The following is a 24,778-nucleotide window of genomic DNA, read 5'->3' as shown; positions in this document are numbered from 1 at the left end:
ATGGTCAGCACACCCACACGTCCCGCGGCCGCCCGGCAGCGGGCGGGGGCGACCCCCCGTGGGGCTGTACCGACCACCCCCGCGTCCAGGATTCCCACGAGCGGCCGGCTGCGCCGGTGGTACCGGCGCTTCTGGTCCGCCCTCGAGGGAAACGGCAAGTCGCGCAACGGCTCCACCTACTACCTCATCCTCGGTACCACGCTGGCGCTGACCGCCATCGGCATCATGATGGTGCTCTCGGCGTCCAGCGTGGAGGCCATCGCGGCGGGCGAGTCGCCCTACACCGCGGCACTGAAACAGGGACTGTTCGCCGGAATCGGCATCTTCGGCATGTTCATGCTGTCCCGGATCAACGTCGTGTGGCTGAAAAGACTCGCGTGGCCGGGCATTATCATTGCCTATGCCCTGCTGGGGCTCGTGCTGGTCATTGGCACCAGCGTCAACGGCAACAAGAACTGGATCGACATCGGCGGGTTCTTCACCCTCCAGCCGTCCGAGGCGGCCAAGCTGGCGCTGGCCCTGTGGATGGCCACAGTGCTGGCCAAGAAGGCGACACTGCTGCACCAGTGGGGACACGCCGTGGTCCCTGTGGTGCCCATAGCCGGCGGGATCATCGGACTCGTCCTGATCGGAAACGACCTCGGCACCGGCATGCTCATCATGCTCATCACCGCCGCCGCCCTGTTCTTCGCCGGCGTGCGCCTTTACCTGTTTGGGTTCGCGGCCGTGGGCCTCGGAGCCGTCATAGCGGTCATGGCCATGACCAGCTCCAACCGGGTCTGCCGCATCACCTCGTGGTGGACCGGCCAGAGCTGCGGCGACGGCATCGACGCCAACTACCAGTCCACCAACGGCCTCTACGGACTGGCATCGGGCGGCTGGTTCGGCGTCGGCCTCGGGCAGAGCCGGCAGAAATACAGCTGGATTCCCGAAGCCCACAACGACTTCATCTTCGCCATCATCGGTGAGGAACTCGGACTGGTGGGGACCGTCGTCGTACTGGTTCTTTTCGCCATCCTGGGTGCCGCCATCTACCGCGTGGTGGTGGCCCAGGAGGACCTGTTCCACCGGGTCCTTGCCGGCACCATCATGGTGTGGCTGCTCGGCCAGGCGACGGTCAACATGGCCGTGGTCACGGGCCTGATGCCGGTGATCGGCGTTCCCCTGCCGTTCATCTCCTACGGCGGCTCGGCGCTGCTGATGTCGCTCTGCGCGATCGGCGTAGTGTTGTCACTGGCCCGCGAACAGATGGCGCCCAACATCCGGCCCCGTAAACTGCTCGGCCCGTGGCGGCTGCCCGGGCGCAAGAATTCCCGTACGAAAGCGTAACCAGCACCTGATGAAAACCGAGTCATTGTCCGTGGTCCTCGCCGGCGGCGGAACAGCAGGCCATATCAACCCGCTGCTGGCCATCGCCGCCGCCATCCGTGATGCCCGCCCCGACGCCAGGCTGCTCGCCGTGGGAACGGCCGCCGGCATGGAAACCAGGCTGGTCCCGGCCGCCGGGCTGGAACTGGCCACCATCGACCGTGTCCCGTTCCCGCGGAAGCCGTCCGCAGACCTGCTCCGCCTCCCGGGACGCCTCGCCGGCGCGGTGCGGCAGGCCGGGCGCATCCTCGACGACGCCGGTGCGGACGTCCTTGTGGGCGTGGGCGGCTACGTCTGCACCCCCATGTACCTCGCCGCCTGGCGGCGGAAGATCCCCATCGTCATCCACGAAGCCAACACCAGGCCGGGCCTGGCCAACCGGGTCGGGGCGCGGCTGAGCCGGCACGTGGCTGTGGCCTTCGCCGGCACCCCGCTGCGCAACGCCCGCCACGTGGGCATGCCCATGCGCCGCGAAGTCTCGGCCATGGTCAGGGCAACGGCGCGAAACGGCGCCCTGCGCAGCCTGGACCTGCAGCCTGAAAAGCCGGTGCTCATCGTCACCGGAGGCTCGTCCGGGGCGCAGAGCATCAACCGCACCGTGGCGGCATCACTCGAGGCGCTGTCCCGGGCCGGAGTCCAGACCATCCACATCACCGGCCGCGGCAAGTCCGTCGAGGACTCAGCCGGCAACGCGCTGAGCGCCGCCGGCTACCGTCAGCTTGAGTACGTGGACGGCATGGAAACCGTCTACGCCGCGGCCGACCTGCTGCTCGCCCGTTCCGGCGCGGCCACCGTGAGCGAGGTGGCCGCCGTCGGTGTGCCCGCCGTCTTCGTGCCACTGCCGATCGGCAACGGTGAGCAGGCGCTGAACGCCCGCGGACTCGTGGATGCGGGCGGCGCCCTGCTGGTGGCCGACCGGGACTTCACCCCCGAATGGGTCCGCACGAGCCTCATCCCGCTGCTGACCGACCGTTCACGCCTGGACGCCATGGCGGCTAACGCGGAGAACCTTGGCATCCGAAATGCCGATCAGCTCATGGCCGACCTCGTACTGGAAGCGGTATCCAAATGACCACCAACGCAACACCCGGCCAGGACGCCCTGGGCCGCGTGCACTTCATCGGAATCGGGGGCGTGGGCATGTCGGCCGTCGCCAGGATCATGGTGGCGCGCGGAATCCCCGTCAGCGGAACGGATGCGAAGGACCTTCCGGTCATGGCGGAGCTCGCCGCGGCCGGAGCCCGGATCTGCGTCGGCTACGGGGCCGCCAACCTGGGCGACGCCCAGACCGTCGTCGCCGGCTCGGCGATCCGCGCCGACAACCCCGAAATCGAGGCCGCACGCGCCGCCGGCCTGCCGGTGCTGCACCGCTCCGAAGCCCTCGCCGCCACCATGGGCGATGACCTGGTGGTGACAGTAGCCGGCACCCACGGGAAGTCCACCACCACCTCCATGATCACCGTGCTGCTGCAGGGCGCTGGCCTGGACCCGTCGTTCGCGATCGGCGCCAACGTACCGGCGCTCGGCGTCAACGCGGCGAACGGCAGTTCCAAGGTGTTCGTCGCCGAGGCGGATGAATCCGATGGTTCGTTCCTGAACTACCGGCCGCAGATCGCCGTCGTCACCAACGTGGAACCGGACCACCTCGACCACTACGGCACTGCCGAAGCCGTGTACGAATCCTTCGACCGGTTCACGGAACTGCTGCCCGCGGATGGCGTGCTGGTGGCCTGCGCCGACGACGCCGGCGCACACGCGCTGGCGCTGCGCACCCGCGAGCGGGGCAACGCCCGCGTTGTCCTGTACGGCACCTCAGAGGCCGCCGACGTTCGTCTCGACGACGCCGGACCCGGCAGGGTGGCCATCACGACGGCGGGTGGCCGGTTCCCGCTGGCACTGCAGGTCCCCGGACGGCACAACGCCCTGAATGCTGCCGCTGCGATGGCGGTGGCGCTCGAACTCGGCGTGGACGCCCAGGCCGCTGCCTCTGCCCTGGCCGGCTTCTCGGGCGCGTCCAGGCGGTTCGAGTACAAGGGGGAGGGCAGGGGCGTGCGGGTTTACGACGACTACGCCCACCATCCCACGGAGGTGCGGGCCGCACTGGCGGCGGCCCGGTCCGTGGCCGGCGACCACAAGGTGCACGTCCTCTTCCAGCCGCACCTGTTCTCCCGGACCCGGGAGTTTGCCGCAGAGTTCGCCGACGCGCTCAATGCAGCGGACACTGCCCTCGTGCTCGAGATCTACCCGGCCCGCGAGGATCCCATCCCTGGCGTCACCAGCGCGCTCATCACCGAGCACCTCGGTTCCGGCGGCAGGTTGGCCGGATCGGGCGGCGAAGCCGTCGCCGCCCTGGCCGCCGCCGCACAGCCGGGGGACATCATCCTCACCGCAGGCGCGGGGGACGTCACCGCGTACGGGCCGCTCATCGTGGAGTCCCTCGGTGGCTAGCAGCCGCCGCCCCACCTACCGTCCGGCCAAGCCTGCAGGCCGGGACGCGGGTGCGGGCCGGGACACGGACGCTGGCGCGGGCCGGGTCACGGACGCTGGCGCGGGCCGGGTCACGGACGCTGCCGCGGGCCGGGTCACGGACGCTGCCGGCGCTGTCCGGAATGCCGGTGCAAGGGCCGACGGCGGCAAACCGGCCGTGATCACCGCCTCCAAGGGCGTCCCGGAGGTGACGGCGCCCGGCAGCAGCCGGCAGGGCAGCACGCCCAAGGGAGCAGCCCAGGACAAGCCGGCCAAAGCGCCCTGGCCCCGGCTGAGGCGCCAGGAAGCTGCCAAGCCGGGAGCCACTGCCAGGAAGCCCGGCGCCCCGGCGACCGCTGCCGCAGGCCCGGACAAAGCAGGGACGGACAAAAAGGGTCCGGACAAATCAGCGCCGGACAAAACCGGTCCGGACAATGTGCTGGCCTTTCCCGAACCCCGGGGCCGACGCATCAGGCGCAACATCATCGTGGCGGTGTGTGTCACGGCTGCCCTGGTGGCCGGGCTGATCGCCGCGGCCATCTACTCGCCGGTGCTGGCTGTGCACAGCGTGAGCGTCACCGGCACGAAGCTCCTCAAGCCTGCCCAGGTGCAGGCGGCACTTAAACCGCTTCTGGGCACGCCGTTGCCGCAGGTCAGCGACTCCGAGGTCGCCTCGCTGCTCAAACCGCTCGTCCAGATCAAATCGGTCACCACACAGGCGCACCCGCCGTCCGTCCTCGTGGTGCGGGTCCAGGAACGCGTGCCTGTCGCTCTCGTGAAACGCAGCAACGAGTACTTGCTCGTTGACGTCGACGGTGTGCGGCTCGGCACCACCGCAGACCCCACATCCGTGAAGCTGCCGGTGATTGACGGCGGCGCAGGCACCATCGGCAAGGACCTGTTCCAGGCGACGGCCGAGGTCCTCGGCGCGCTTCCGGCGAATGTGCTGGCCAAGCTCTCCAACGCCTCCGCCAAGTCCGTGGACGCGGTGGAACTTAAGCTGCTCGACGGCCAGACCGTCGTCTGGGGCAACGCGGGGGAGAAGGAACTCAAGGCGCGGGTGCTGGAGGCGCTGCTCAAGGTGCCCGCCGATCCGGCGAACCCGGTCAACACCTACGACGTGAGCGTGCCGCGTCATCCGGTGACGCGGTGAGCCGCTCTATTTCACGGGGATTAGGACGACACGCGGTGGCGGTTATTGAATGTAGCCAGCATAGGAAATAGCGTCACAGACGTGAGTTACTTGACATAACTATAACCTTCAACTGGAGGGTTAAGGTTCAGGGCTTCAAGCTCGACTCCATCAGATTTCGCAATAGGACACTAACAAGGGACACGTAACGTGGCAGCTCCGCAGAATTACTTGGCCGTCATCAAGGTCGTCGGCATCGGCGGCGGTGGCGTGAACGCAGTCAACCGCATGATCGAGGTGGGTCTCCGCGGTGTCGAATTCATAGCTATTAATACCGATGCCCAGGCGCTGCTGATGAGTGATGCCGACGTTAAGCTCGACGTCGGACGCGAACTGACGCGCGGGCTGGGTGCCGGTGCCAACCCGGAGGTCGGCAAGCAGGCTGCCGAGGACCACGCTGACGAGATCGAGGAAGTCCTTCGCGGTGCCGACATGGTCTTCGTGACCGCGGGTGAAGGCGGTGGCACCGGAACCGGTGGCGCGCCGGTCGTTGCCCGCATTGCGCGCTCCCTTGGCGCCCTGACCATCGGTGTTGTCACGCGTCCGTTCACCTTCGAAGGACGGCGCCGCGCAGGCTCCGCCGAGGCGGGCATCGACGCCCTCCGCGACGAGGTGGACACCCTGATCGTGATCCCCAACGACCGCCTGCTGTCCATCAGCGACCGCAACGTCTCCGTCCTGGACGCCTTCCGCTCCGCTGACCAGGTCCTGCTGTCCGGTGTCCAGGGCATCACGGACCTCATCACCACGCCGGGCCTGATCAACCTCGACTTTGCCGACGTGAAGTCCGTCATGCAGGGCGCAGGCTCGGCACTGATGGGCATCGGCTCCGCCCGCGGCGAGGACCGCGCGGTCAAGGCAGCCGAGCTCGCCATCGCCTCCCCGCTGCTGGAAGCCAGCATCGACGGCGCCCACGGTGTCCTGCTGTCCATCCAGGGCGGCTCCGATCTTGGCCTGTTCGAGATCAATGAAGCCGCGCGCCTGGTGCAGGAAGTGGCCCACCCCGAGGCCAACATCATCTTCGGTGCGGTCATCGACGACGCCCTGGGCGACGAAGCCCGCGTCACCGTCATCGCGGCCGGCTTCGACGACGTCAAGGCCACCTCGCCCTCCATGGACCAGTCGCAGCCTCAGGCTGCACCGCAGCGCCCCGCCGTGCCGGCGGCCGCCCCGCAGAGCCAGCCGCACGCTGGCAGCCAGCAGGTCCACGTCCAGCCCGTGCACGCCGGCGTCGGCGCCGCAGGCCTCAGCAACTGGGGGCAGCAGCGCCCGACCGCCGTCCCCGCTGACTCGGGTTTCGACGTCGACCTTCCGTCGGTGGTTGAGCCTGACCTCACCGGCAGCCGGTCTGACGATCTGGACGTCCCCGATTTCCTGAAGTAGGTGGCAGCCGGGCGGACAATCCGCCCGGCCGCTGTCCCGTTTCCTGAGCCTGATAGCCGGAGTTCCGATTGTTTTTGTGGCGTGCTGAAGTGCAGCCTGGGGTGTCCGTGGCGTTCACCGACACGAATGCCGGCAACCTCGCCCTGCACGTGGGTGACGATGCGGCCGCTGTAAGGCGCCGCCGGGCCCGGTTGGAGCGCGCCGCCGGCGTCGCGCCGCGCAGATTCCAATACATGAACCAGATCCACGGCAACGATGTGTCCCTCGTTCTTGAATCCGGTGCAATTGTTGATTCCCGTGCAGTCGTTGAATCTGGCGCAGCAGCTGATCCTGCCCCGCCGGCGCCGACGGCGGATGCGCTGGTGTCCCTCGGAAAGCCGCTTGCGGTGATGGTGGCGGACTGCATTCCGCTGGTCCTGGTGGGCGACGGGGCAGCCGGCGCCGTGCTGGCCGCCGTTCATGCCGGCCGCCCAGGCCTGTTCTCCGGGGTCATTCCGGCGGCGGTGGAAGAAATGCGCGCCGCCGGCGCCACGGATATCCGGGCCTGGCTCGGTCCGTCCGTCTGCGGCAACTGCTACGAGGTGCCCGCAGAACTCCGCGACGAGGTCGCCGCCGTCCTGCCTTCCACGCGGTCAACCACAACATGGGGCACGCCGGCGCTCGACCTGCCCGCCGGTGCCGCCAGCCAGCTCGACGCACTCGGCGTTCGCATCGAATACCGGGGACCCTGCACGCTTGAAAACGAGTCCTTGTTTTCCTACCGCCGCGACTCACAATCAGGCAGATTCGCCGGGCTGGTGTGGACCCATGACTGACAGCCCGGCAGCCGGGGATGCCCGGACACTACAGCTGCGGGAGCGCCTGGACGCCGTCCGGCAACGCATAGGCCGTGCCGCCGCGGCGGCCGGCCGCGAAGAGGATCCGCCGCGCCTGATCGTGGTCAGCAAGTTCCACCCCGCCGGCGACGTCCGCCGGCTGGCAGCGCTTGGCGTCAGGGACTTCGGGGAGAACCGGGACCAGGAGGCGTCCGCGAAGGCCGAGGAACTCGAGGCCCTGGACCTGACCTGGCACTTCGTGGGCCAGCTCCAGAGCAAGAAGTCCAAGACGGTGGTCCGGTACGCGTCTGCCGTTCACTCGGTGGACCGATCCCAGCTCGTGACGGCCCTGGAGCGGGCCATGGCCGCCCAGCGGGAGCTGAACGGCCGCGCCGCCCTGGACTGTTTCATCCAGGTGAGCCTGGAGGACGACGCCGGAGCCCACCGCGGCGGGGCGGCACCCGACGAGGTACCGCAGCTGGCGGAACATCTCGAAGCCGCGGACGGCCTTCGCCTGGCGGGTGTCATGGCGGTGGCGCCGCTGGGTGCGGATCCCGACCGGGCCTTTGAAAAACTGCTGGGTATTTCGAGTTCCCTGCGGCGGGATTTCCCCGGCGCCACAGGGATTTCCGCCGGCATGAGCCAGGACCTGGAGTCAGCTGTCAGATTCGGTGCGACACACCTCCGAATTGGCTCAGATATTCTCGGTTCGCGCCCGGCCGTGCGGTAGCGTCTGTCGTATTGGAAGTGAATGGCGGGGATTCCAATGCTGTCTTGACCTTTGGGCGGCCCGCTTCCGGACACGATTAGGAGTCGACCATGGCTGGCGCTCTGCGCAAGACAATGATCTATCTTGGGCTCGCCGACGGCGATGAACACTACGAGTCTGAGCTTTCCACCCAGCAAAAGGACGAGGACAACTCAATGGAGCATGACCGAGAAGAGCGCCGCGCGCCGGCGCCGCTCCGAGAGGTCACCCGTGAAGTGCCACCAGCTGCCGAAGAGGAATACCGCGCACCCGTGACACCCATCAAGCGTGCGGCATCAAGCCGCGAAGAGACCACCGGACTGCGGCAGATCACCACGATCCACCCGCGCTCCTACAACGACGCCAAGCTCATTGGCGAAAGCTTCCGTGACGGAATCCCCGTCATCATGAACGTGACGGACATGGGGGAGGCAGACGCAAAGCGGCTGGTCGACTTTTCCGCCGGCCTGGTCTTCGGTCTGCGCGGAAGCATCGAGCGCGTGACCAACAAGGTTTTCCTGCTGTCGCCGTCGTACGTTGAAGTCATCGGAGATGACAAGAAAGCCAGCGAAGCCACCGCCAGTTTCTTCAACCAAAGCTAAAAAACGGCTCTCCGGATGCCAGGCAGGGACGCACCTGCCTGGCATCCGTGCTGAAATAGGGGAGCAGCACAAACTGGCAGGAATCCCAGGGCACCGAAGTGCCCGCGATGAACATGGAGACAATGGGTTAGCTCATGGGAATACTATTCGGGCTCGTCTATATCGTCCTGCTGTTCATCTTCGTTGCTTTGATTGTCCGCCTTGTCTATGACTGGGTTCAGATGTTCGCGCGGGAATGGCGTCCTCGCGGGGTAGCATTGGTGGCGGCTCATGCGGTCTACTCGGTGACCGATCCGCCGCTGAAGGTCCTGCGGCGCCTCATCCCGCCGCTGCGGCTGGGGGGCGTCTCACTGGACCTCGGGTTTCTGGTCCTGTTCATCGGCCTGACCATTGCCATGGCGGTCACCAAGTCATTTGCATAACTTCATATCAGCTTGCCGCGCCGGGGCCGATCCGCAGGGATTCCCGGCGCAGAAGACCTTTTGTTTGACGCCACGGTGTTGAATTAGAGGAACCAGACCAAATTTAGGTACCGTAGTTTTGACGGCCGGAAGGCCTCCTGACGAACTAGACCAACGAGGTGACCAGATGGCTTTGACGCCAGAAGACGTTGTCAACAAGCGCTTTCAGCCGACCAAGTTCCGCGAAGGCTATGACCAGGACGAAGTTGACGACTTCCTGGACGAGATCGTCGTTGAACTGCGGCGCCTGAACCAGGAGAACGAAGAACTTCGCAAGAAGCTCGCCGAAGGCGGCTCCGGATCGCCGGCCGCCACCTCCGCCGTCGCCCCTGTCGTTGAGAAGGTCCCCGCGCCGTCCAAGTCGGAGAAGGACGAAGCGCGCGCGAAGGCCGAAGCCGAGGCGAAGGCCGCCGAGGCTGCCAAGAAGAAGGAAGCCGAGCAGGCAGCACCCGTTGCAGCCCAGGCACCCGCCACCAGCAGCAACGTCTCCGAGTCCGCCGCCGGCCTGCTGGCCATGGCCCAGCAGATGCACGACCGCCACGTGTCCGAGGGCCAGCAGCAGCGCGACAAGATCATCGCTGAGGCACAGATCGAAGCCAGCAGCCTGGTCAACGACGCGCAGGAGAAGTCCCGCAAGATCCTCGGTGCACTGGAGCAGCAGCGTTCCGTCCTCGAGCGCAAGGTGGAGCAGCTCCGCGGCTTCGAACGCGACTACCGCTCACGCCTGAAGGCCTACATCGAGGGCCAGCTGCGCGACCTGGACGCCCGTGGTTCCGTTGCCGCCCCTGAGGTTGGCGAAAGCAGCAGCGCCGCCGTTTAGCACGTATTCTGAAGGCCGGTGGCTGAGGATTCCTCGGCCACCGGCTTTTGCCATTAACGACGGTTCCCGAATGAAAGCACCATGACTGACGACCTTGCCGCTGACGCAGCGCACCCAGCTTCATCATCACCGCGGCCACGGCGCGCCGTCCTGCTGTCCCTGTTCGCCGGGCTGGCAGTTTTCGCCTACGTCTTCGATCAGCTCACCAAGCTGTGGGTCACCAGCACCATGGTGGAGGGCGAACGGATCCCGGTGCTGCCCCCGCTGCTGCACTGGTACTACATCCGCAACTCCGGTGCCGCCTTCTCCATCGGCGAGAACGTGACCTGGGTATTCACGATCATCATGGTGGTGGTCGCCGCCGCCATCCTGTTCCAGCTCCGCAAGCTGGGATCCGCGTGGTGGGCGCTGGCGCTGGGGCTGCTGTTCGGCGGCGCCCTGGGAAACCTGACGGACCGGCTGTTCCGGGACCCTTCCTTCGGCATGGGGCACGTGGTGGACTTCATCCAGCTGCCCAACTTTGCGATCTTCAACATCGCCGACTCCGCCGTCGTGTCCTCCGTGGTCATCATCTGCCTGCTGACGCTGCGCGGGATCGCCCTTGACGGATCGCACCACAGCGTCGAAAAGCGGAACGGGACCGACAATGTCTGAGCGGGTGGTGGTTCCCGAGGAACTGGACGGGGCCCGTGTGGACGCCGGCCTGGCCAAGCTGATGGGCATGTCCCGTTCGTCCGCCGCAACCCTGATAGCCGAAGGCAACGTCGTCAGCGGCGGAAAACCGGTGGGGAAGTCCGCCAAGCTGGCGTCCGGCACCGTGCTGCACGTGACCGTCCCCGAGCGCCGGGATCCCCTTGAAGTCGTGGAGGAAGTTGTGGAAGGCCTGAAGATCCTGCTGGATGACGACGACTTTGTGGTGGTCGACAAGCCGGTGGGAGTCGCGGCTCATCCCTCGCCCGGCTGGGTGGGGCCCACCGTCGTCGGCGGACTCGCCGGTGCCGGCTACCGCATTTCCACGTCCGGCTCCGCCGAGCGCGCCGGCATCGTCCACCGCCTCGACGTCGGCACCTCCGGAGTCATGGTGGTGGCCAAGACGGAACCCGCCTACACCGCCCTCAAACGGGCGTTCAAGGAACGCACCGTGGACAAGGTCTACCATGCAGTGGTCCAGGGCCTGCCGGATCCCCTGCAGGGCACCATCGACGCCCCGATCGGCCGCCATCCCGGCCACGACTGGCGCTTCGCCGTGATCGAGGATGGCAGGCCATCGGTGACGCACTACGAGGTCCTTGAGGCATTCGGCAAGGCCACGCTGGTTGAGGTGCACCTGGAGACCGGCAGGACCCACCAGATCCGGGTCCACTTCGCCGCGCTCCGCCATCCGTGTGCCGGCGACCTCACCTACGGGGCAGACCCCCGGCTCGCCGCCACCCTCGGGCTGACCCGCCAGTGGCTGCACGCCCGTGAACTCGGTTTTGACCACCCGCGTACCGGCGAACGCGTCACCGTGACCAGCGAGTACCCCGAGGACCTCGCCTACGCCCTGGAGGTCCTGGGCACGGGCAAGGCCTGAGCCTGCGGCACGCCGGCATTAATTGTCAGGGGGTCGGCACTAGAATGGTCCGGTGACTTCCAGCAATGACTCGTTCGTACATCTCCACACCCACACCGAGTACTCGATGCTGGACGGCGCCGCCAGGCTAGGCGAGCTGTTCGACGAAACCGAGCGGCTGGGGATGCCAGCCCTGGCGACCACTGACCACGGTTACCTGTTCGGTGCCTTCGACTTCTGGCGGAAGGCCACCGACAAGGGCATCAAGCCCATCATCGGCGTCGAAGCGTATGTGACTCCCGGGACTGCGCGCGGCGACAAGGGCCGCGTCCGCTGGGGCGAAGAGAGCCAGCGCAAGGACGACGTTTCCGGCGGTGGCTCCTACACCCACATGACCCTGCTGAGCTACAACAACGTGGGCATGCGGAACCTGTTCCGTGCCTCCTCGATCGCGTCCCTGGATTCGGTCTTCGGCAAGTGGCCCCGGCTGGACCGCGAGCTGCTGAACACGTACTCCGAAGGGCTCATCGCCACCACCGGCTGCCCCTCCGGCGAGGTCCAGACCCGGCTGCGGCTCGGCCAGTACCGCGAAGCAGTGGAAGCCGCCGCTGAGTTCCGGGACATCTTCGGCGCGGAGAACTATTTCTGCGAACTCATGGACCACGGGCTGGACATCGAACGCCGTGTCACCGGGGACCTCCTGCGGCTGGCCAAGGAGCTGAACCTCCCGCTCGTTGCCACCAACGACCTGCACTACACCCACGAGCACGACGCCAAGGCGCACGAGGCCCTGCTGGCCATCCAGTCCGGCTCGACGCTCCTTGAACCCACCTACGACAACGGCGGTTCGCGTTTCGCGTTCTCCGGCAGCGGCTACTACCTGAAGTCGCCGCAGGAAATGCGCGAACTGTTCCGCGACCACCCGGAGGCGTGCGACAACACGCTGCTGATTGCCGAGCGCTGCGAGGTGTCCTTCAACACCGGCGCCAACTACATGCCGCGGTTCCCCTGCCCCGAGGGTGAGGACGAAACGTCCTGGCTCGTCAAGGAAGTCGACAAGGGACTCCAGTACCGCTACCCGGCAGGGATCCCGGACGAGGTCCGCAAACAGGCCGACTACGAGCTTGGCGTCATCACCTCGATGGGGTTCCCCGGCTACTTCCTCGTGGTCGCCGACTTCATCAACTGGGCCAAGAACAACGGCATCCGCGTGGGTCCGGGCCGTGGCTCCGGTGCAGGTTCCATGGTGGCCTACGCCATGCGCATCACCGACCTTGACCCGCTGCGGCACGGCCTGATCTTCGAACGGTTCCTGAACCCTGACCGTGTCTCCATGCCTGACTTCGACGTCGACTTCGATGACCGGCGCCGTTCCGAGGTCATCGACTACGTGACCCGCAAGTACGGCGACGAACGCGTGGCGATGATCGTCACCTACGGCACCATCAAGACCAAGCAGGCGCTGAAGGACTCCTCCCGCGTGCTGGGCTACCCCTTCAGCATGGGCGAACAGCTGACCAAGGCCCTGCCGCCTGCCGTGATGGCCAAGGATATTCCGCTTGCCGACATTCAGAACAAGGATGCCAAGCGCTACAGCGAGGCGGGGGATTTCCGGCAGCTGATCAGCACGGACCCCGAGGCCGCCAAGGTCTTCGAGACCGCGCTGGGCATTGAGGGCCTGAAACGCCAATGGGGCGTGCACGCGGCCGGTGTCATCATGTCCTCGGACCCCATCATCGACGTCATTCCGATCATGCGCCGTTTCCAGGACGGCCAGGTCATCACCCAGTTCGACTACCCGACGTCCGAAGGCCTCGGCCTGATCAAGATGGACTTCCTCGGGCTCCGAAACCTGACGATCATTTCCGATGCCCTGGAAAACATCAAAATGAACCGCGGCATCGACCTTGATCTGGAAACGCTGGAGCTGGATGACGCGCCGTCCTATGACCTGCTGGCCCGTGGTGACACGCTGGGCGTTTTCCAGCTCGACGGCGGCCCTATGCGGTCACTGCTCAAGCTCATGAAGCCCGACAACTTCGAAGACATCTCCGCCGTGCTGGCGCTGTACCGACCGGGTCCCATGGGCGCCAACGCGCACACCGACTACGCGCTGCGCAAGAACAAGATCCAGGACGTCATCCCGATCCATCCGGAACTGGCGGAGCCGCTGGAGGACATTCTGGGCGGCACCTTCGGACTGATCGTGTACCAGGAACAGGTTATGGCCGTGGCGCAGAAGCTCGCCGGCTACTCCCTGGGCCAGGCAGACATTCTCCGCCGGGCCATGGGTAAGAAGAAGAAGTCCGAACTGGACAAGCAGTTTGCCGGCTTCTCGCAGGGCATGCAGGACAACGGCTACTCCATGGCGGCCGTGAAGACCCTGTGGGACATCCTGTTGCCCTTCTCCGACTACGCCTTCAACAAGGCGCACTCGGCGGCGTACGGCGTGATCTCGTACTGGACGGCGTACCTGAAGGCGCACTACGCGCCGGAGTACATGGCCGCGCTGCTGACCTCGGTGGGCGACGACAAGGACAAGTCCGCGATCTACCTCAACGAATGCCGCCGCATGGGCATCACGGTGCTGCCGCCGGACGTCAACGAGTCGGCCCTGAACTTCACCCCGGTCGGGGCGGACATCCGCTTCGGCATGGGCGCCATCCGCAACGTCGGCGTCAACGTCGTCGAGGCGATGGTGGCCGCCCGCGAAAAAGAAGGCGCCTACGGTTCCTTCAAGGACTACCTCATGAAGGTGCCTGCCGTGGTGTGCAACAAGCGCACCATCGAGTCCCTGATCAAGGCCGGAGCCTTTGACTCGCTGGGCCACCACCGCCGCGCGCTGGCCATGGTCCACGAAGAAGCCATCGATTCCGTCATTACCCTCAAACGCAACGAGGCCATCGGCCAGTTCGATCTCTTTGCCGGCTTCGACGAGGCCGAGTCCGAGTCATCGCTCAGCATCGAGATCCCGGACCTGCCGGAATGGGAGAAGAAGGACAAGCTTGCGTTCGAGCGCGACATGCTGGGCCTGTACGTCTCAGACCACCCGCTGCAGGGCCTCGAAGGGGTCCTGAGCCAGCACGCCGACCAGTCCATCACCTCGATCATCGCGGAGGACGGGCCGCACGACGGCGCCATCGTCACCATCGCGGGCATGATCACCTCGCTGAGCCGCCGGATCGCGAAGGCCAGCGGCAACGCCTATGCCCGGGCAGAGATCGAGGACCTCGGCGGTTCCATGGAGGTCATGTTCTTCGGCCAGGTCTACGGGCCGATCGCCTCGGTACTCGCCGAGGACCTGATCGTGGTGGTCAAGGGCCGGCTGCAGCGCCGGGACGACGGTGCCGTGACCCTGAACTGCATGGAGCTCTCCGTCCCGGACCTTAGCCAGGGCACCAACGGGCCACTGGTGATCACCATGCCAACGCACAAGGCCACCGAGGCCGTGGTCACGGAACTGGGGGATGTGCTGCGCAACCACCGTGGCAACTCCGAGGTCCGGGTGCACCTGCAGGGCGACAGCCGCATCGAGGTCATGGCGCTTCCGGTGCACCTGAGGGTGAATCCGAACCCGTCGCTGTTCGGGGACCTGAAGGTGCTGCTGGGCCCGGCCTGCCTGGACGCCTAGGCGTCCCTTCGCCGGCGCCCGGTTTCGCCGGCGCCTGGCTTCGCCGTCGTCGGGATTCTGCAGGTCCTAGATTTCGTAGTCCAGCGGGACGGGCTGCCCATAGGTTCCGGAGTGGTACAGCAGCGGCGAGCCGTCCTCGCCAACCTGCCCTTCCACCACTTCGACCACCACGACGGCATTGTTCTCGAAGGACAGGCGCATCTGGATCTTGCCGATCAGCCAGCCGGACACGTCCTTGAGTACCGGCACGTCATAAGGCCCGTGGGCCCAGTGGTCGCCGGCGAAACGTTCCTTGGTGCGGGCGAACCGGTCGGCCAGCTCCTGGTTCTCAAGCCCCAGCATGTGCACGCCGATATACGCGGTGTTGGCCACCGCAGGCCACGAGCTGGAACTGCGCGCCATGTTGAAGGTGAAGCGCGGCGGTTTGGCGGACAGCGAGGCAACAGAGGTTGCCGTGAAACCGTAGGGGACCCCGTCATAGTTCACCGTGATGATCGCCACGCCCGCTGCGTGCCGGCGGAACATCTCTTTGAACGTGCCCTCGAAGGCAACATCATCTGAGGTCACTGGAATCGATCTCCCTACTGAATCCGTTCCGATTGAGTCTCTAGTACAAGACTATGGGGCTTCCGGGCGGATGGGACATTCCTTTGGCAGCAGGCACGTGGCGCGGAATGCCGGCCAACATTTGACGGCCACATTTGTTAACGTTTCTTCATGACCCAGCCTGCGCCCGTCCCTCCAATACGCCCCTCCGACGAGGCCCGGGGCGCCCTGCGCCGGCCCGGCAAGGGTTGGGCCTGGGCGGCGGGAATCATCGGCGCCGGCATCCCGGCCGGGCTACTCTGGTGGCTCCTGGCTCCGGGCGGGCAAAACCTCGTTTCGGGAAACTCCGCCCTGTCGTCCGGAACCCACAGCGAGGGCTGGCTGCCCCGGGATCTGGTGCTGGCGGGACTGTTTGTGTTTGCGGGCTGCCTGGTGGCCGTGCTGTTGGCAGGCCGGCGGGACGGCGGGACGCGTCGGATGCTGCTGCTGTCCGTCGCCGCAAGCGCAGTGGCTGCCGTCCTCGCATGGCAGATCGGCGTGCTGGCCGGCCGCTGGCTGGGTGCTCCGCAGGACACGTCGGCGAACGCCAGCGTCGCCTTCACGCTGCGTTCCCTGACCGTCCTCGTCCTGTGGCCCGCGGCTGTCGCCGCAGGTTTCTTCGTTCTGCGCATCATCGGCCTCCTGCGTGCCTCCGTGGATCAGGAGGCGGACCGGGAACCCGACGGCCACGGCGGCGACGTCCGCGCGTGGCAGCAGCGGCCCTAACCGGGGGCGGTAACAGACGTCGGGGCCGCGGGACCGCGGTGCGTAAAATGTACTGGTGACCACTTCTCCGGACAGCTCCGCACGCCCGAACACCCCCGCCGTCGACTTCCGCACCGTTGACCTGCGCGGCCGCAGCCTCAGTCTGGCCGAACTCCGCGAGGCGGTGCCGCGGGCGCGGCAGCAGACAGTCGCAGACGCCGAGCAGAAGGTCACCGACATCATCGCGGCAGTCCGCACGCGCGGCTTCGCCGCCCTGGCGGACTTCGCCCGCACGTTCGACGGCGTGGAGCAGTCCCATCCGCGCGTTCCGGCCGAGGCGCTGCAGTCAGCCCTGGACGGCCTGGACCACGCTGTCCGCTCGGCGCTTGAAGAGTCCATCAGCCGTGCACGCCGGTTCGCGGACGGGCAGCGCCCCGCCGACGTCGACATCTCCCTGGGCGACGGGGCAGTGGTGAGCCAGAAGTGGGTGCCCGTGGCACGCGTGGGCCTGTACGTGCCCGGCGGCCTGGCGGTCTACCCGTCCTCGGTGATCATGAACGTTGTTCCGGCGCTGGCCGCAGGGGTGGAGTCGATTGCACTCGCCTCGCCGCCGCAGAAGGACTTTGGCGGCCTCCCGCACCCCACGATCCTGGCCGCTGCGGCGCTGCTGGGGATCGACGAGGTGTACGCCATCGGCGGAGCCCAGGCCATCGCCGCCTTCGCCTACGGCGTACCCGGCGAATCAGGGAGTCCCGCACTGGAACCCGTCGACGTCGTGACCGGGCCCGGAAATATCTTCGTGGCCACGGCCAAGCGCCTCGTCAAGGGCGTGGTGGGGATCGACTCCGAGGCCGGCACCACGGAAATTGCCATCCTCGCGGACTCCACGGCCCGCCCTGCCTTCGTAGCCGCCGACCTGATCAGCCAGGCGGAGCACGATCCGAAGGCCGCCTCCGTCCTGATCACGGATTCCCTCCAGCTCGCCGCGGAGGTCCGGGAGGAACTGGAGTTGCAGGCCGCGTCCACCAAGCACAGCCAGCGCGTCCGCGAGGCGCTCTCCGGCCCGCAGTCCGGCGTGGTGCTCGTTGACGACCTCGACCAGGGGATCGCGGCGTGCGACGCCTACGCCGCGGAGCACCTGGAGATCATGACGGCGGACGCCCCTGCTGTGGCGGCGCGGATCCGGAACGCGGGCGCCATTTTCGTCGGCGACTACAGCCCGGTCAGCCTCGGCGACTACTGCGCCGGCTCCAACCACGTACTTCCCACGAGCGGCACGGCGGCTTTCTCATCCGGGCTGAACGTGACCACGTTCCTGCGCGCCATCCAGGTGATCAACTACTCGGAGGCGGCGCTTGGGCAGGTCAGCGGCCACATCGTCAGCCTCTCCGGCGCGGAAGACCTCCCGGCACACGGTGATGCGGTCACCGTCCGGTTCCAGGCAGGCCGATGACCACTACATGTAGTCATCCGCCACTACATGTAGTAATTACAGGCTTGTTATTCGGCTATATGTGGCCGTAGACTGGTGGCGGAAGAAGCTTTGGCGAGGGGTATGGAAGGGCAGGGAAATACGTGTACTGTCCGTTTTGCCGCAACCCCGATTCGCGAGTGGTGGACAGCCGGATGGCCGACGACGGGTCCGCCATCCGTCGCCGCCGGCAGTGCCCCGAGTGCGGCCGCCGCTTCACCACCGTGGAAACCACCAGCCTGTCCGTGATCAAGCGCTCCGGCGTGGGCGAGCCCTTCAGCCGCAGCAAGGTCATCAACGGTGTCCGCAAGGCATGCCAGGGCCGGCCCGTGAGCGAGGACGACCTCGCCATGCTGGCGCAGGAAGTCGAAGAGAACATCCGGGCCTCCGGCGCGGCGGAAATCGACGCCCACGAGGTTGGCCTGATCATTCTCGGGCCGCTGCAGAAGCTGGACAAGGTGGCGTACCTCCGGTTCGCCAGTGTCTACCAGGCCTTTGAATCACTCGAGGACTTCGAATCCGCTATTGCGCTGCTCCGGCACGAGTCCGATGTCGAGGCCAGGGACGCGGCAACCCGCCGGGGCGACGGTAGGGGCGCCGAAGGCAGGAATGCCGAGGACAAGGCCTCACAGGCAAAAGGCCCGGACGCAAAGAACGTGGACTCAAAGAACACGGACGCAAAGAACACGGACGCAAAGAACACCGCGAAAAGCACGCTATGAAGTCTCCGGTGGCGGCATCGGAGGGGAAGCCGCAGCCGCCACCGGCTCCAGCGAAGACGCCGAAAGAGGCAGAGGTCCTGCCGGCTTTCATGCGAAATATAGGCACACCAGAAGCACCGGACAGAATTCTGTCCGGTGCTTCTGTCATGTGGGCTGGCAATCATCCGTACGAATTACTCACTACGCATTGTGACGCTTGACACGTGTTAGGTCGGTCATCTACAGTTCCTAACACGTGTTAGGAAGGAAAATGACATGACCGGAGCCACAAACGGGCACCTGCGGGAAATCACCCGCCGTACCGCCTTGGGTGCCCTCGGCGCGGGAATTATCGGAGCAACGGTTGCATCGTGGCCGCGTCTCTCCGGGACCGACATTCCGGGCCGCGGCGACAACAGCCTCAGCATCGCCATCATGGGCACCGCCGCGGACGCCGCCGCCCGCCAGCGCGCCATCGACGCTTTCACCCGCCTCCACCCGGAGATCAAGGTCAAAGTCCAGGCCATCCAGGCCGTCGACTGGAAAGACTTCTTCACCAAGATCCTCACCATGGTGGCCGCGGGCACGCCGCCGGATGTGGTCTACGTGGCCACCGAAGGCGCCCAGCTGTTCGCCGAAAAACTCGCCCACCCGCTCGACGAATACGTGCGCCGCGACGCCGCGGACATGGCCGAGTTCTTCGATGACGTCCACCCCAGCCTAGTGGAGGCGTTCATGTACAAGGGCAGCCTGTACCAGCTCCCCATGGACTGGAACGCGGCCAACATGTACTACAACACCACCGCATTCGCGCAGGCCGGGCTGGACCGCCCCGCGGATGACTGGACCCACATTGACTTCCGCAACAGCCTTGCCGCCATGCGCAAGGCCCGCACTTCGGACTTCACCCCGTACTACTGGACCAACCGGCTCTTCGGCGGCGTGGTGCCGTGGCTCTACGCGAACGACACCAGTTTCCTGAAGGAAACCAGGTCAACCGGCGGGGAGTGGCTCTGGGACGGCTTCTACGCCAAGGACGCATCCCGCAGCCTCCGTTCCGGCGGATACCAGTGGCTGGAGCCGAACGCCAATGACGACCGTGTGTTCGAGTCCTTTGACTACCTCCGCGGCCTGGTCAAGGACGGGCTGGGTGTCCGTCCGGAGGAGGGCGGCGGCAGCTCCCTCGTTGGTCTGTTCGCCTCCAACCGGATCGGAACCACACCGGCGGGCGGGTACTGGGTGGAGGGACTGCATGAGGCCGGCATGGGCGAAAGCGCCTTCGACGTCCAGTTCTTCCCGCGCTGGAAGACCCAGCGCCACCAGTTCGGCACCGCCGGCTACGCGATCATGAAGACCGCCAAGGACAAGGACGCCGCCTGGGAATGGATCAAGTTCAGCTCCAGCCGCGAGGCGATGGAACTGATCTTCCCCAACCCGATCACCACACCGGCACGGCGCTCCATGGTCAACGAGCGGCTCTACGCCGGCAAGGGACCAGCCCACTGGAAGGTCTTCTACGACACCCTGGACCGGTTCCCCACCACCGGCCCCATCCCGGCGCCGCCGCAGCAGGCCGCGGTCGAAACGGCACTGATGAAGAACGTCTCACTGGCTGTCAGCGGCGACGAACGCCAGCTCAAGCAGGCACTCGCCTCCATGCAGCGCGACCTTGAACTGGCCCTGAGGAGGCAGTCATGAGCACCACCACCCCGCCGCGGGAGCGGCCGAGGCAGGCCGCCGGTCCGGCCGCTCGGGCCAAGGCACCCGCATCCAACGCCCGGCACAGCCAGCGCTGGCTGGCCTGGATCTTCCTGGCCCCCACCGTCCTCGGCATGGGGCTGTTCACCCTGATCCCGATCGTGGCCTCCGTGGTTCTTGCCTTCTTCCGCTGGGACATCATCTCGGCGCCGAGTTTCGTGGGCTTCGACAACTTCTCCGAAGTTGTCCAGGATCCGACGGTGCGGGTTTCGTTCCTGAACACCATCCTGTTCGTGGTGGTGGCGGTGTCACTGCAGCTGGGACTGGCCCTGGCGCTGGCCACCATGGTGCAGGAGAAGATGCCCGCCTGGCTGCGCGTGTTCTTCCGCTCGGCCTTCTTCTTCCCGCTGATCCTCTCCGCTGCCTCGGTGTCGATCTTCATGCGGTACCTCTTCAACGAACAGTTCGGCGTGGTCAACTGGTTCCTGTCCCTCGTGGGCATCCCCGCGGTGCCGTGGCTGACCACGCCGGGCGGGTCGGCCGCCGTCGTGATTCTTGTCTACGTGTGGCAGAATTTCGGGTTCTCCTTCCTGCTGTTCATCGGCGGCCTGGCGTCGATTCCCGTGGAGACCTACGAAGCGGCATCGATCGACGGCGCCACAGGCTGGCGCAAGCACCTGCACGTCACGCTGCCCCTGCTGAGCCCCACCACGCTGGTGGCCTCGGTGATGGCCATCATCAGCGCCCTGCAGGTGTTCGACCAGCCATACGTGCTGACCCGCGGCGGGCCCGGCGACTCCACCCGCACGGCCGTCATGGTCATCTTTGAGTCGGCCTTCCAGCGCCTCGAATTCGGTCAGGCGTCCGCCATCGGCGTGCTGCTCACCCTGATCATCATGGCCATCACGGCCGCGCAATTCCGGCTCAGCAAACGATTCGTCTTCTACCAGTGAGGCCAGCCATGACAACCACAACAGACCACGGCCTGGCTGGGCATTCCCCCCGGCTCTCCGAAGGCCTCCCTGTAACGTCACCCAGGCGGCGCAGGTTCAGCTGGAACTTCGTCCTCCGCATCGCCCTGCTGCTGCTTGCGGCCGCCCTGACGCTGGGCCCGGTGATGTGGACCCTGTCCACCTCGCTGCGGTCGCCGTCGGAATCCTTCAAGCTGCCGCCGTCGTTCATTCCGTGGAACCCGGACTTCACGTCCTATGGCGAGGTCTTCCAGCAGCTGAATATTTTCCTGCTCGTCCTCAACAGCGCCCTGGTGACCGGGCTGATCGCGGTGGGCCAGATGGTCACCGCGGCACTGGCCGGCTATGCGTTCGCGCATCTGAAGTTCCGCGGCCGCGGCGCACTCTTCTCGATCGTGCTGGCCACCATGATGGTGCCGGTGCAGGTCACGATTGTGCCCGTCTTCATGCTGATCCGCGGCATGGGCCTCTCCGACACGCTGCTGGCGCTGATCCTCCCGGCCATCCCGACGGCGTTCGGCACCTTCCTGATGCGCCAGTACTTCATGGGGCTTCCCGCTGAACTGGCCGAGGCTGCCTCGATCGACGGCGCCTCGCCGTGGCGGACCTTCCGATCCGTGTATGCACCGCTGGCGATGCCCGGCCTGGCGATTGTGGGAATCCTCGCGTTCAACTTCCACTGGAACGAGTTTTTCCGCCCGCTCATCCTGACCATTTCCGAGCAAAACTTCACGCTCCCGCTGGGACTCGTCTCACTCCAGGGCAACCTGGGAACCGGCAGCATCTCCGTGGTGCTTGCAGGCGTGGTCCTGTCCATGATTCCGGCGCTGGTGGTCTTCATGTTCGGCCAGCGCGCACTTCAGGACGGCCTCACCGCCGGCACCGGAAAATGACCTCTTCACCGAAAGGCTTCGCCATGCCCTCCCCGGACCTCGCCGCCGTCCACATCAGAACAGTCCACTCCAGCACAGTCCACTTCGACGACGTCGCTGCCGCCCACCCCGACGCCGCCTTCCCGCGGTTCCACCCACGTCCCGCGCAGGGCTGGATCAACGACCCCAACGGCATCAGCCACCTCAACGGCCGGTACCACGTCTTCTTCCAGTACAACCCGGACTCCGCCCGGCACCATGAAATCGCCTGGGGCCACGTGAGCTCCGCGGACCTGGTGCGCTGGGAGGAACACCCGGTGGCGCTGCGACCGCAGTCCGGCGGCCCGGATGAGTATGGATGCTGGACGGGTGTGGTGACGGACGACGGCGGTGTTCCCACCGCGGCGTACTCGGGCGTCCGCGGCGATGGGGGCCACTCACAGGTGGTGATCGCCCGCGGCTCGGAGGACCTGGTCCACTGGGAGCAGACGGGCCACGTGGCGGCCTCGATGCCGGCCGACGGGCAGGTCACGGCGGTGCGCGACCCGTTCATCTTCCGGTTCAACGGCAAGCGGTACGCCATGCAGGGCGCCGGTCTCGCCAACGGTCACGCCGCACTGCTCCTGTACACGGTGGAGGACATGTCGGACTGGAAATACCAGGGCATCTGGCTGACCTCGGAGAACGCGGTGGCCGCCGATTTCACGCCGGCAGAGATCTGGGAATGCCCGCAGCTGGTGCGGGTGCCGGATGCCACCGAATCTGCCGCGGACTCCCGCGACGCCGGAACCTGGCTGATGATGTTCTCGCTCTGGCTCTCAGGTGACGCGCACGAACACGCCAACGGGGTGGGCCACCTGATCGGCTCGCTGACCGAGGATCCTGAAACAGGATTGCCGGTCTTCACCCCCCGCAGTGGCGGGAAGTCCGACCTGGGCCGTGACTTCTATGCACCCCAGGTCGTGGCGCTGGAAGACCGGGCCCTGCTGTGGGGCTGGGCCAATGAGGGCCCCGGCCGCGACGGACGCCGCGGCCGCGGCCAGGACGAAATCGACGCCGCCGGCTGGGCCGGGGTCCTGACTTTCCCGCGTGAACTCTCGGTGCTGGACAACGCCCTTGCCGTCAGCCCCGCCCCCGAAATCGACGCCTACCGTGGCGCCCTGACAGCCAGCCAGGCCGAAGGAACCGCTGTGCTGCCGGCGTTTGCTGAAGCCGTGGTGACTGGTGGCGCCGGCGGCGGGGACACCGCCGTCGAACTCCTGCTCGTGGGGGACGGCACCAGCCAGACAGTGTTCAGCGGAACCATCGAACCGGGGGAGGAACTGCGGGTCTTCGTGGATGCTTCGCTGGTTGAGGTCTACCGGGCCGGTTCTGTGGCCACGACGCTGCGGGCGTACCCCGCTGCGGGCGAGGAATGGCAGCTGCGCCTTCCGGAAGGAGCAACGGCGGACGTCTGGGCATTGGAACAGCCCGCAGCCCAGGGCTGACGCCTGACGCGCCCGCCGGCCGGGATTTATCGCCCGGCGGGGACGGGGCCGGTGGAATCCCGGACCACCAGGCGGCAGGGAACCATCGTCTCGACGGCGGCCACGGGTCCAGCGTCGGCAGCAGCCGCGCTGGAAGCCGCGCCGCCGTCGTCGTGCTTTCCGTTGGGTGTGGACCCCACCTCGGCGAGCAGTGACGTCATGGCGGCGGCGCCCATCTCCCGGAGCGGCAGGGCCATGGTGGTGAGGGCAGGGACCATGGCCTTGGCGACGCGGAATTCATCGTCGTAGCCCATGACGGAGACATCCTGCGGGACGCTCAGCCCCAGCCGGTAGCAGGCCAGCACGACGCCGATGGCCAGTCGGTCGTTGGCGCACAGGATCGCCGTGGGGCGGATGGCCGGGTCCACGCCGTCGAGCATCTTCATGGCGCCGTGGAAACCGGCGTCGATGTCCCAGCCCACCTGGAGGACCCGGTCCTCGTTCACCGGCAGACCTGCGGCCTTGAAGGCCTCGCGGTAGCCCTCGATCCGCCGGGGCGCCGCGGGAGTCAGGGAATCGCCGGCGAGGAAGGCGATGTCCCGGTGGCCGAGGGACATCACGTGCCCGGCGGCTTCACGTCCGCCGCGGACCTCGTCCGGGATCACTGCCGGCAGGCCGGCGTCGGGGCGGTCGTCGAAACAGTTAGCCAGGATCGACGGGACCCGGGCCATGTTCGGCGGCACGTGCAGGGGACGCAGGCCCACGGTCACGTACATCAGCCCGTCCACCTGGCGGTCCAGCAGGGTTTCCACGGCGCTCTCGTCGCGCGACTCGTCCAGCTCCGTGTCCATCACCACGGTGACAAAGCCGTGCGACCGGGCCACGGCGTCCGCACCGGCGATGATGTTGCCGTCGAACGGGCTGGTGACCACCTGGTCCGACACGATCCCGATGACCCGCGACTGCTGGTTGCGCAGGCTCAGCGCAATCTTGTTCGGCGAGTAGTTGAGGGTGGCGGCGGCTTCCCGGATGCGCTGCTGGCTCTCGAGGGCCACGTTGCCGTCGCCCCGCCCGTTGAGCACGAGCGACACAGCGCTGCGCGAGACACCCGCCAGCTTGGCGACGTCCAGTGCGGTGGCCTTGCGGTTCATGGGCTGATCCTTTTATGGGCAGTTTACTGCTTTGCTGCAGTCTACCTAACTCGTGTGAGCTACATCGTGACCGGCGCCGGTCCAAACGCCGAAGGGCGGCAGACACGGGGTCTGCCGCCC

General features: G+C 66.7%; 21 protein-coding genes and 1 pseudogene. 20 read left to right on the top strand and 2 right to left on the bottom strand.

The annotated features are described in order from the left end of the window. The 13 genes from ftsW (at position 1) to dnaE (ending at position 15,038) form a co-directional block, all read left to right on the top strand. Positions 1-1,329 (top strand): putative lipid II flippase FtsW, encoded by a 1,329-nt coding sequence (gene ftsW / locus ACFRAU_RS15885; RefSeq protein WP_378000637.1) that lies wholly within the window; start codon positions 1-3, stop codon positions 1,327-1,329. A 10-nt stretch (positions 1,330-1,339) separates the two neighbouring features. Further along, the gene (gene murG, locus ACFRAU_RS15880; RefSeq protein WP_377996134.1) at positions 1,340-2,440 is read left to right on the top strand and encodes an undecaprenyldiphospho-muramoylpentapeptide beta-N-acetylglucosaminyltransferase; all 1,101 of its coding nucleotides are present in this window, start codon (positions 1,340-1,342) and stop codon (positions 2,438-2,440) included. Further along, positions 2,437-3,816, top strand: a complete 1,380-nt coding sequence (gene murC / locus ACFRAU_RS15875) for a UDP-N-acetylmuramate--L-alanine ligase (RefSeq protein ID WP_378000636.1) — start codon at positions 2,437-2,439, stop codon at positions 3,814-3,816. The genes murG and murC overlap by 4 nt, the downstream gene beginning before the upstream one ends. After that, complete coding sequence (locus tag ACFRAU_RS15870; protein ID WP_378000635.1) at positions 3,809-4,987, top strand: cell division protein FtsQ/DivIB; 1,179 nt, start codon at positions 3,809-3,811, stop codon at positions 4,985-4,987. The genes murC and ACFRAU_RS15870 overlap by 8 nt, the downstream gene beginning before the upstream one ends. A 189-nt stretch (positions 4,988-5,176) precedes the next feature. After that, complete coding sequence (ftsZ, locus tag ACFRAU_RS15865) at positions 5,177-6,409, top strand: cell division protein FtsZ (protein ID WP_377996137.1); 1,233 nt, start codon at positions 5,177-5,179, stop codon at positions 6,407-6,409. Positions 6,410-6,477: 68 nt separating this feature from the next. Continuing rightward, entirely contained in the window at positions 6,478-7,224 is a 747-nt protein-coding gene (locus ACFRAU_RS15860) for a laccase domain-containing protein (protein WP_378000634.1), read from the top strand. Next, complete coding sequence (locus ACFRAU_RS15855; RefSeq protein WP_378000633.1) at positions 7,217-7,954, top strand: YggS family pyridoxal phosphate-dependent enzyme; 738 nt, start codon at positions 7,217-7,219, stop codon at positions 7,952-7,954. The genes ACFRAU_RS15860 and ACFRAU_RS15855 overlap by 8 nt, the downstream gene beginning before the upstream one ends. An 89-nt stretch (positions 7,955-8,043) precedes the next feature. Further along, the gene (locus ACFRAU_RS15850) at positions 8,044-8,574 is read left to right on the top strand and encodes a cell division protein SepF (RefSeq protein WP_306922314.1); all 531 of its coding nucleotides are present in this window, start codon (positions 8,044-8,046) and stop codon (positions 8,572-8,574) included. A 134-nt stretch (positions 8,575-8,708) separates the two neighbouring features. Beyond that, the gene (locus tag ACFRAU_RS15845; protein ID WP_377996140.1) at positions 8,709-8,996 is read left to right on the top strand and encodes a YggT family protein; all 288 of its coding nucleotides are present in this window, start codon (positions 8,709-8,711) and stop codon (positions 8,994-8,996) included. A gap of 166 nt (positions 8,997-9,162) precedes the next feature. Further along, positions 9,163-9,855 carry a DivIVA domain-containing protein gene (locus ACFRAU_RS15840; protein ID WP_377996141.1) on the top strand — a complete coding sequence of 231 codons (693 nt, stop codon included), beginning with the start codon at positions 9,163-9,165 and terminating at the stop codon, positions 9,853-9,855. Between the two features lie 81 nt (positions 9,856-9,936). Then, the gene (lspA, locus tag ACFRAU_RS15835) at positions 9,937-10,509 is read left to right on the top strand and encodes a signal peptidase II (RefSeq protein WP_377996142.1); all 573 of its coding nucleotides are present in this window, start codon (positions 9,937-9,939) and stop codon (positions 10,507-10,509) included. Next, positions 10,502-11,428, top strand: a complete 927-nt coding sequence (locus tag ACFRAU_RS15830) for an RluA family pseudouridine synthase (RefSeq protein WP_378000632.1) — start codon at positions 10,502-10,504, stop codon at positions 11,426-11,428. Before lspA ends, ACFRAU_RS15830 begins: the two co-directional genes overlap by 8 nt. A 52-nt stretch (positions 11,429-11,480) precedes the next feature. After that, positions 11,481-15,038 carry a DNA polymerase III subunit alpha gene (gene dnaE, locus ACFRAU_RS15825; protein WP_377996144.1) on the top strand — a complete coding sequence of 1,186 codons (3,558 nt, stop codon included), beginning with the start codon at positions 11,481-11,483 and terminating at the stop codon, positions 15,036-15,038. 66 nt (positions 15,039-15,104) lie between these two features. Here dnaE and ACFRAU_RS15820 read toward each other — a convergent pair whose 3' ends face one another. Next, entirely contained in the window at positions 15,105-15,563 is a 459-nt protein-coding gene (locus tag ACFRAU_RS15820; RefSeq protein ID WP_306926770.1) for a flavin reductase family protein, read from the bottom strand. Between the two features lie 192 nt (positions 15,564-15,755). Here ACFRAU_RS15820 and ACFRAU_RS15815 point away from each other — a divergent pair, with 192 nt between their 5' ends. The 7 genes and pseudogenes from ACFRAU_RS15815 to ACFRAU_RS15785 all read left to right on the top strand — a co-directional run bounded on the left by ACFRAU_RS15815 (position 15,756) and on the right by ACFRAU_RS15785 (position 23,528). Then, complete coding sequence (locus tag ACFRAU_RS15815) at positions 15,756-16,349, top strand: hypothetical protein (protein WP_378000631.1); 594 nt, start codon at positions 15,756-15,758, stop codon at positions 16,347-16,349. A gap of 55 nt (positions 16,350-16,404) precedes the next feature. Further along, on the top strand, positions 16,405-17,781 hold the full coding sequence (gene hisD / locus ACFRAU_RS15810) for a histidinol dehydrogenase (protein ID WP_378000630.1): 1,377 nt from the start codon (positions 16,405-16,407) through the stop codon (positions 17,779-17,781). 122 nt (positions 17,782-17,903) lie between these two features. Next, positions 17,904-18,380: pseudogene (nrdR, locus tag ACFRAU_RS15805) on the top strand (transcriptional regulator NrdR); the annotation flags it as partial. Positions 18,381-18,776: 396 nt separating this feature from the next. After that, positions 18,777-20,198, top strand: a complete 1,422-nt coding sequence (locus ACFRAU_RS15800) for an extracellular solute-binding protein (protein ID WP_377996147.1) — start codon at positions 18,777-18,779, stop codon at positions 20,196-20,198. Then, the gene (locus ACFRAU_RS15795) at positions 20,195-21,151 is read left to right on the top strand and encodes a carbohydrate ABC transporter permease (protein WP_377996148.1); all 957 of its coding nucleotides are present in this window, start codon (positions 20,195-20,197) and stop codon (positions 21,149-21,151) included. The genes ACFRAU_RS15800 and ACFRAU_RS15795 overlap by 4 nt, the downstream gene beginning before the upstream one ends. 8 nt (positions 21,152-21,159) lie before the next feature. Continuing rightward, complete coding sequence (locus tag ACFRAU_RS15790; RefSeq protein WP_377996149.1) at positions 21,160-22,062, top strand: carbohydrate ABC transporter permease; 903 nt, start codon at positions 21,160-21,162, stop codon at positions 22,060-22,062. Between the two features lie 23 nt (positions 22,063-22,085). Beyond that, positions 22,086-23,528, top strand: a complete 1,443-nt coding sequence (locus tag ACFRAU_RS15785; protein WP_378000629.1) for a glycoside hydrolase family 32 protein — start codon at positions 22,086-22,088, stop codon at positions 23,526-23,528. A gap of 26 nt (positions 23,529-23,554) precedes the next feature. Here the strand turns inward: ACFRAU_RS15785 and ACFRAU_RS15780 are convergent, their stop codons facing one another. Continuing rightward, positions 23,555-24,658 (bottom strand): LacI family DNA-binding transcriptional regulator, encoded by a 1,104-nt coding sequence (locus ACFRAU_RS15780; RefSeq protein ID WP_377996151.1) that lies wholly within the window; start codon positions 24,656-24,658, stop codon positions 23,555-23,557. Positions 24,659-24,778 lie beyond the last annotated feature (120 nt).

The sequence above is a fragment of the Arthrobacter sp. NPDC056691 genome (genome assembly GCF_042791415.1).
In the GTDB taxonomy this organism is placed as follows: Bacteria; Actinomycetota; Actinomycetes; order Actinomycetales; family Micrococcaceae; genus Arthrobacter.
This window is presented reverse-complemented; position numbering and strand designations above follow the sequence as displayed.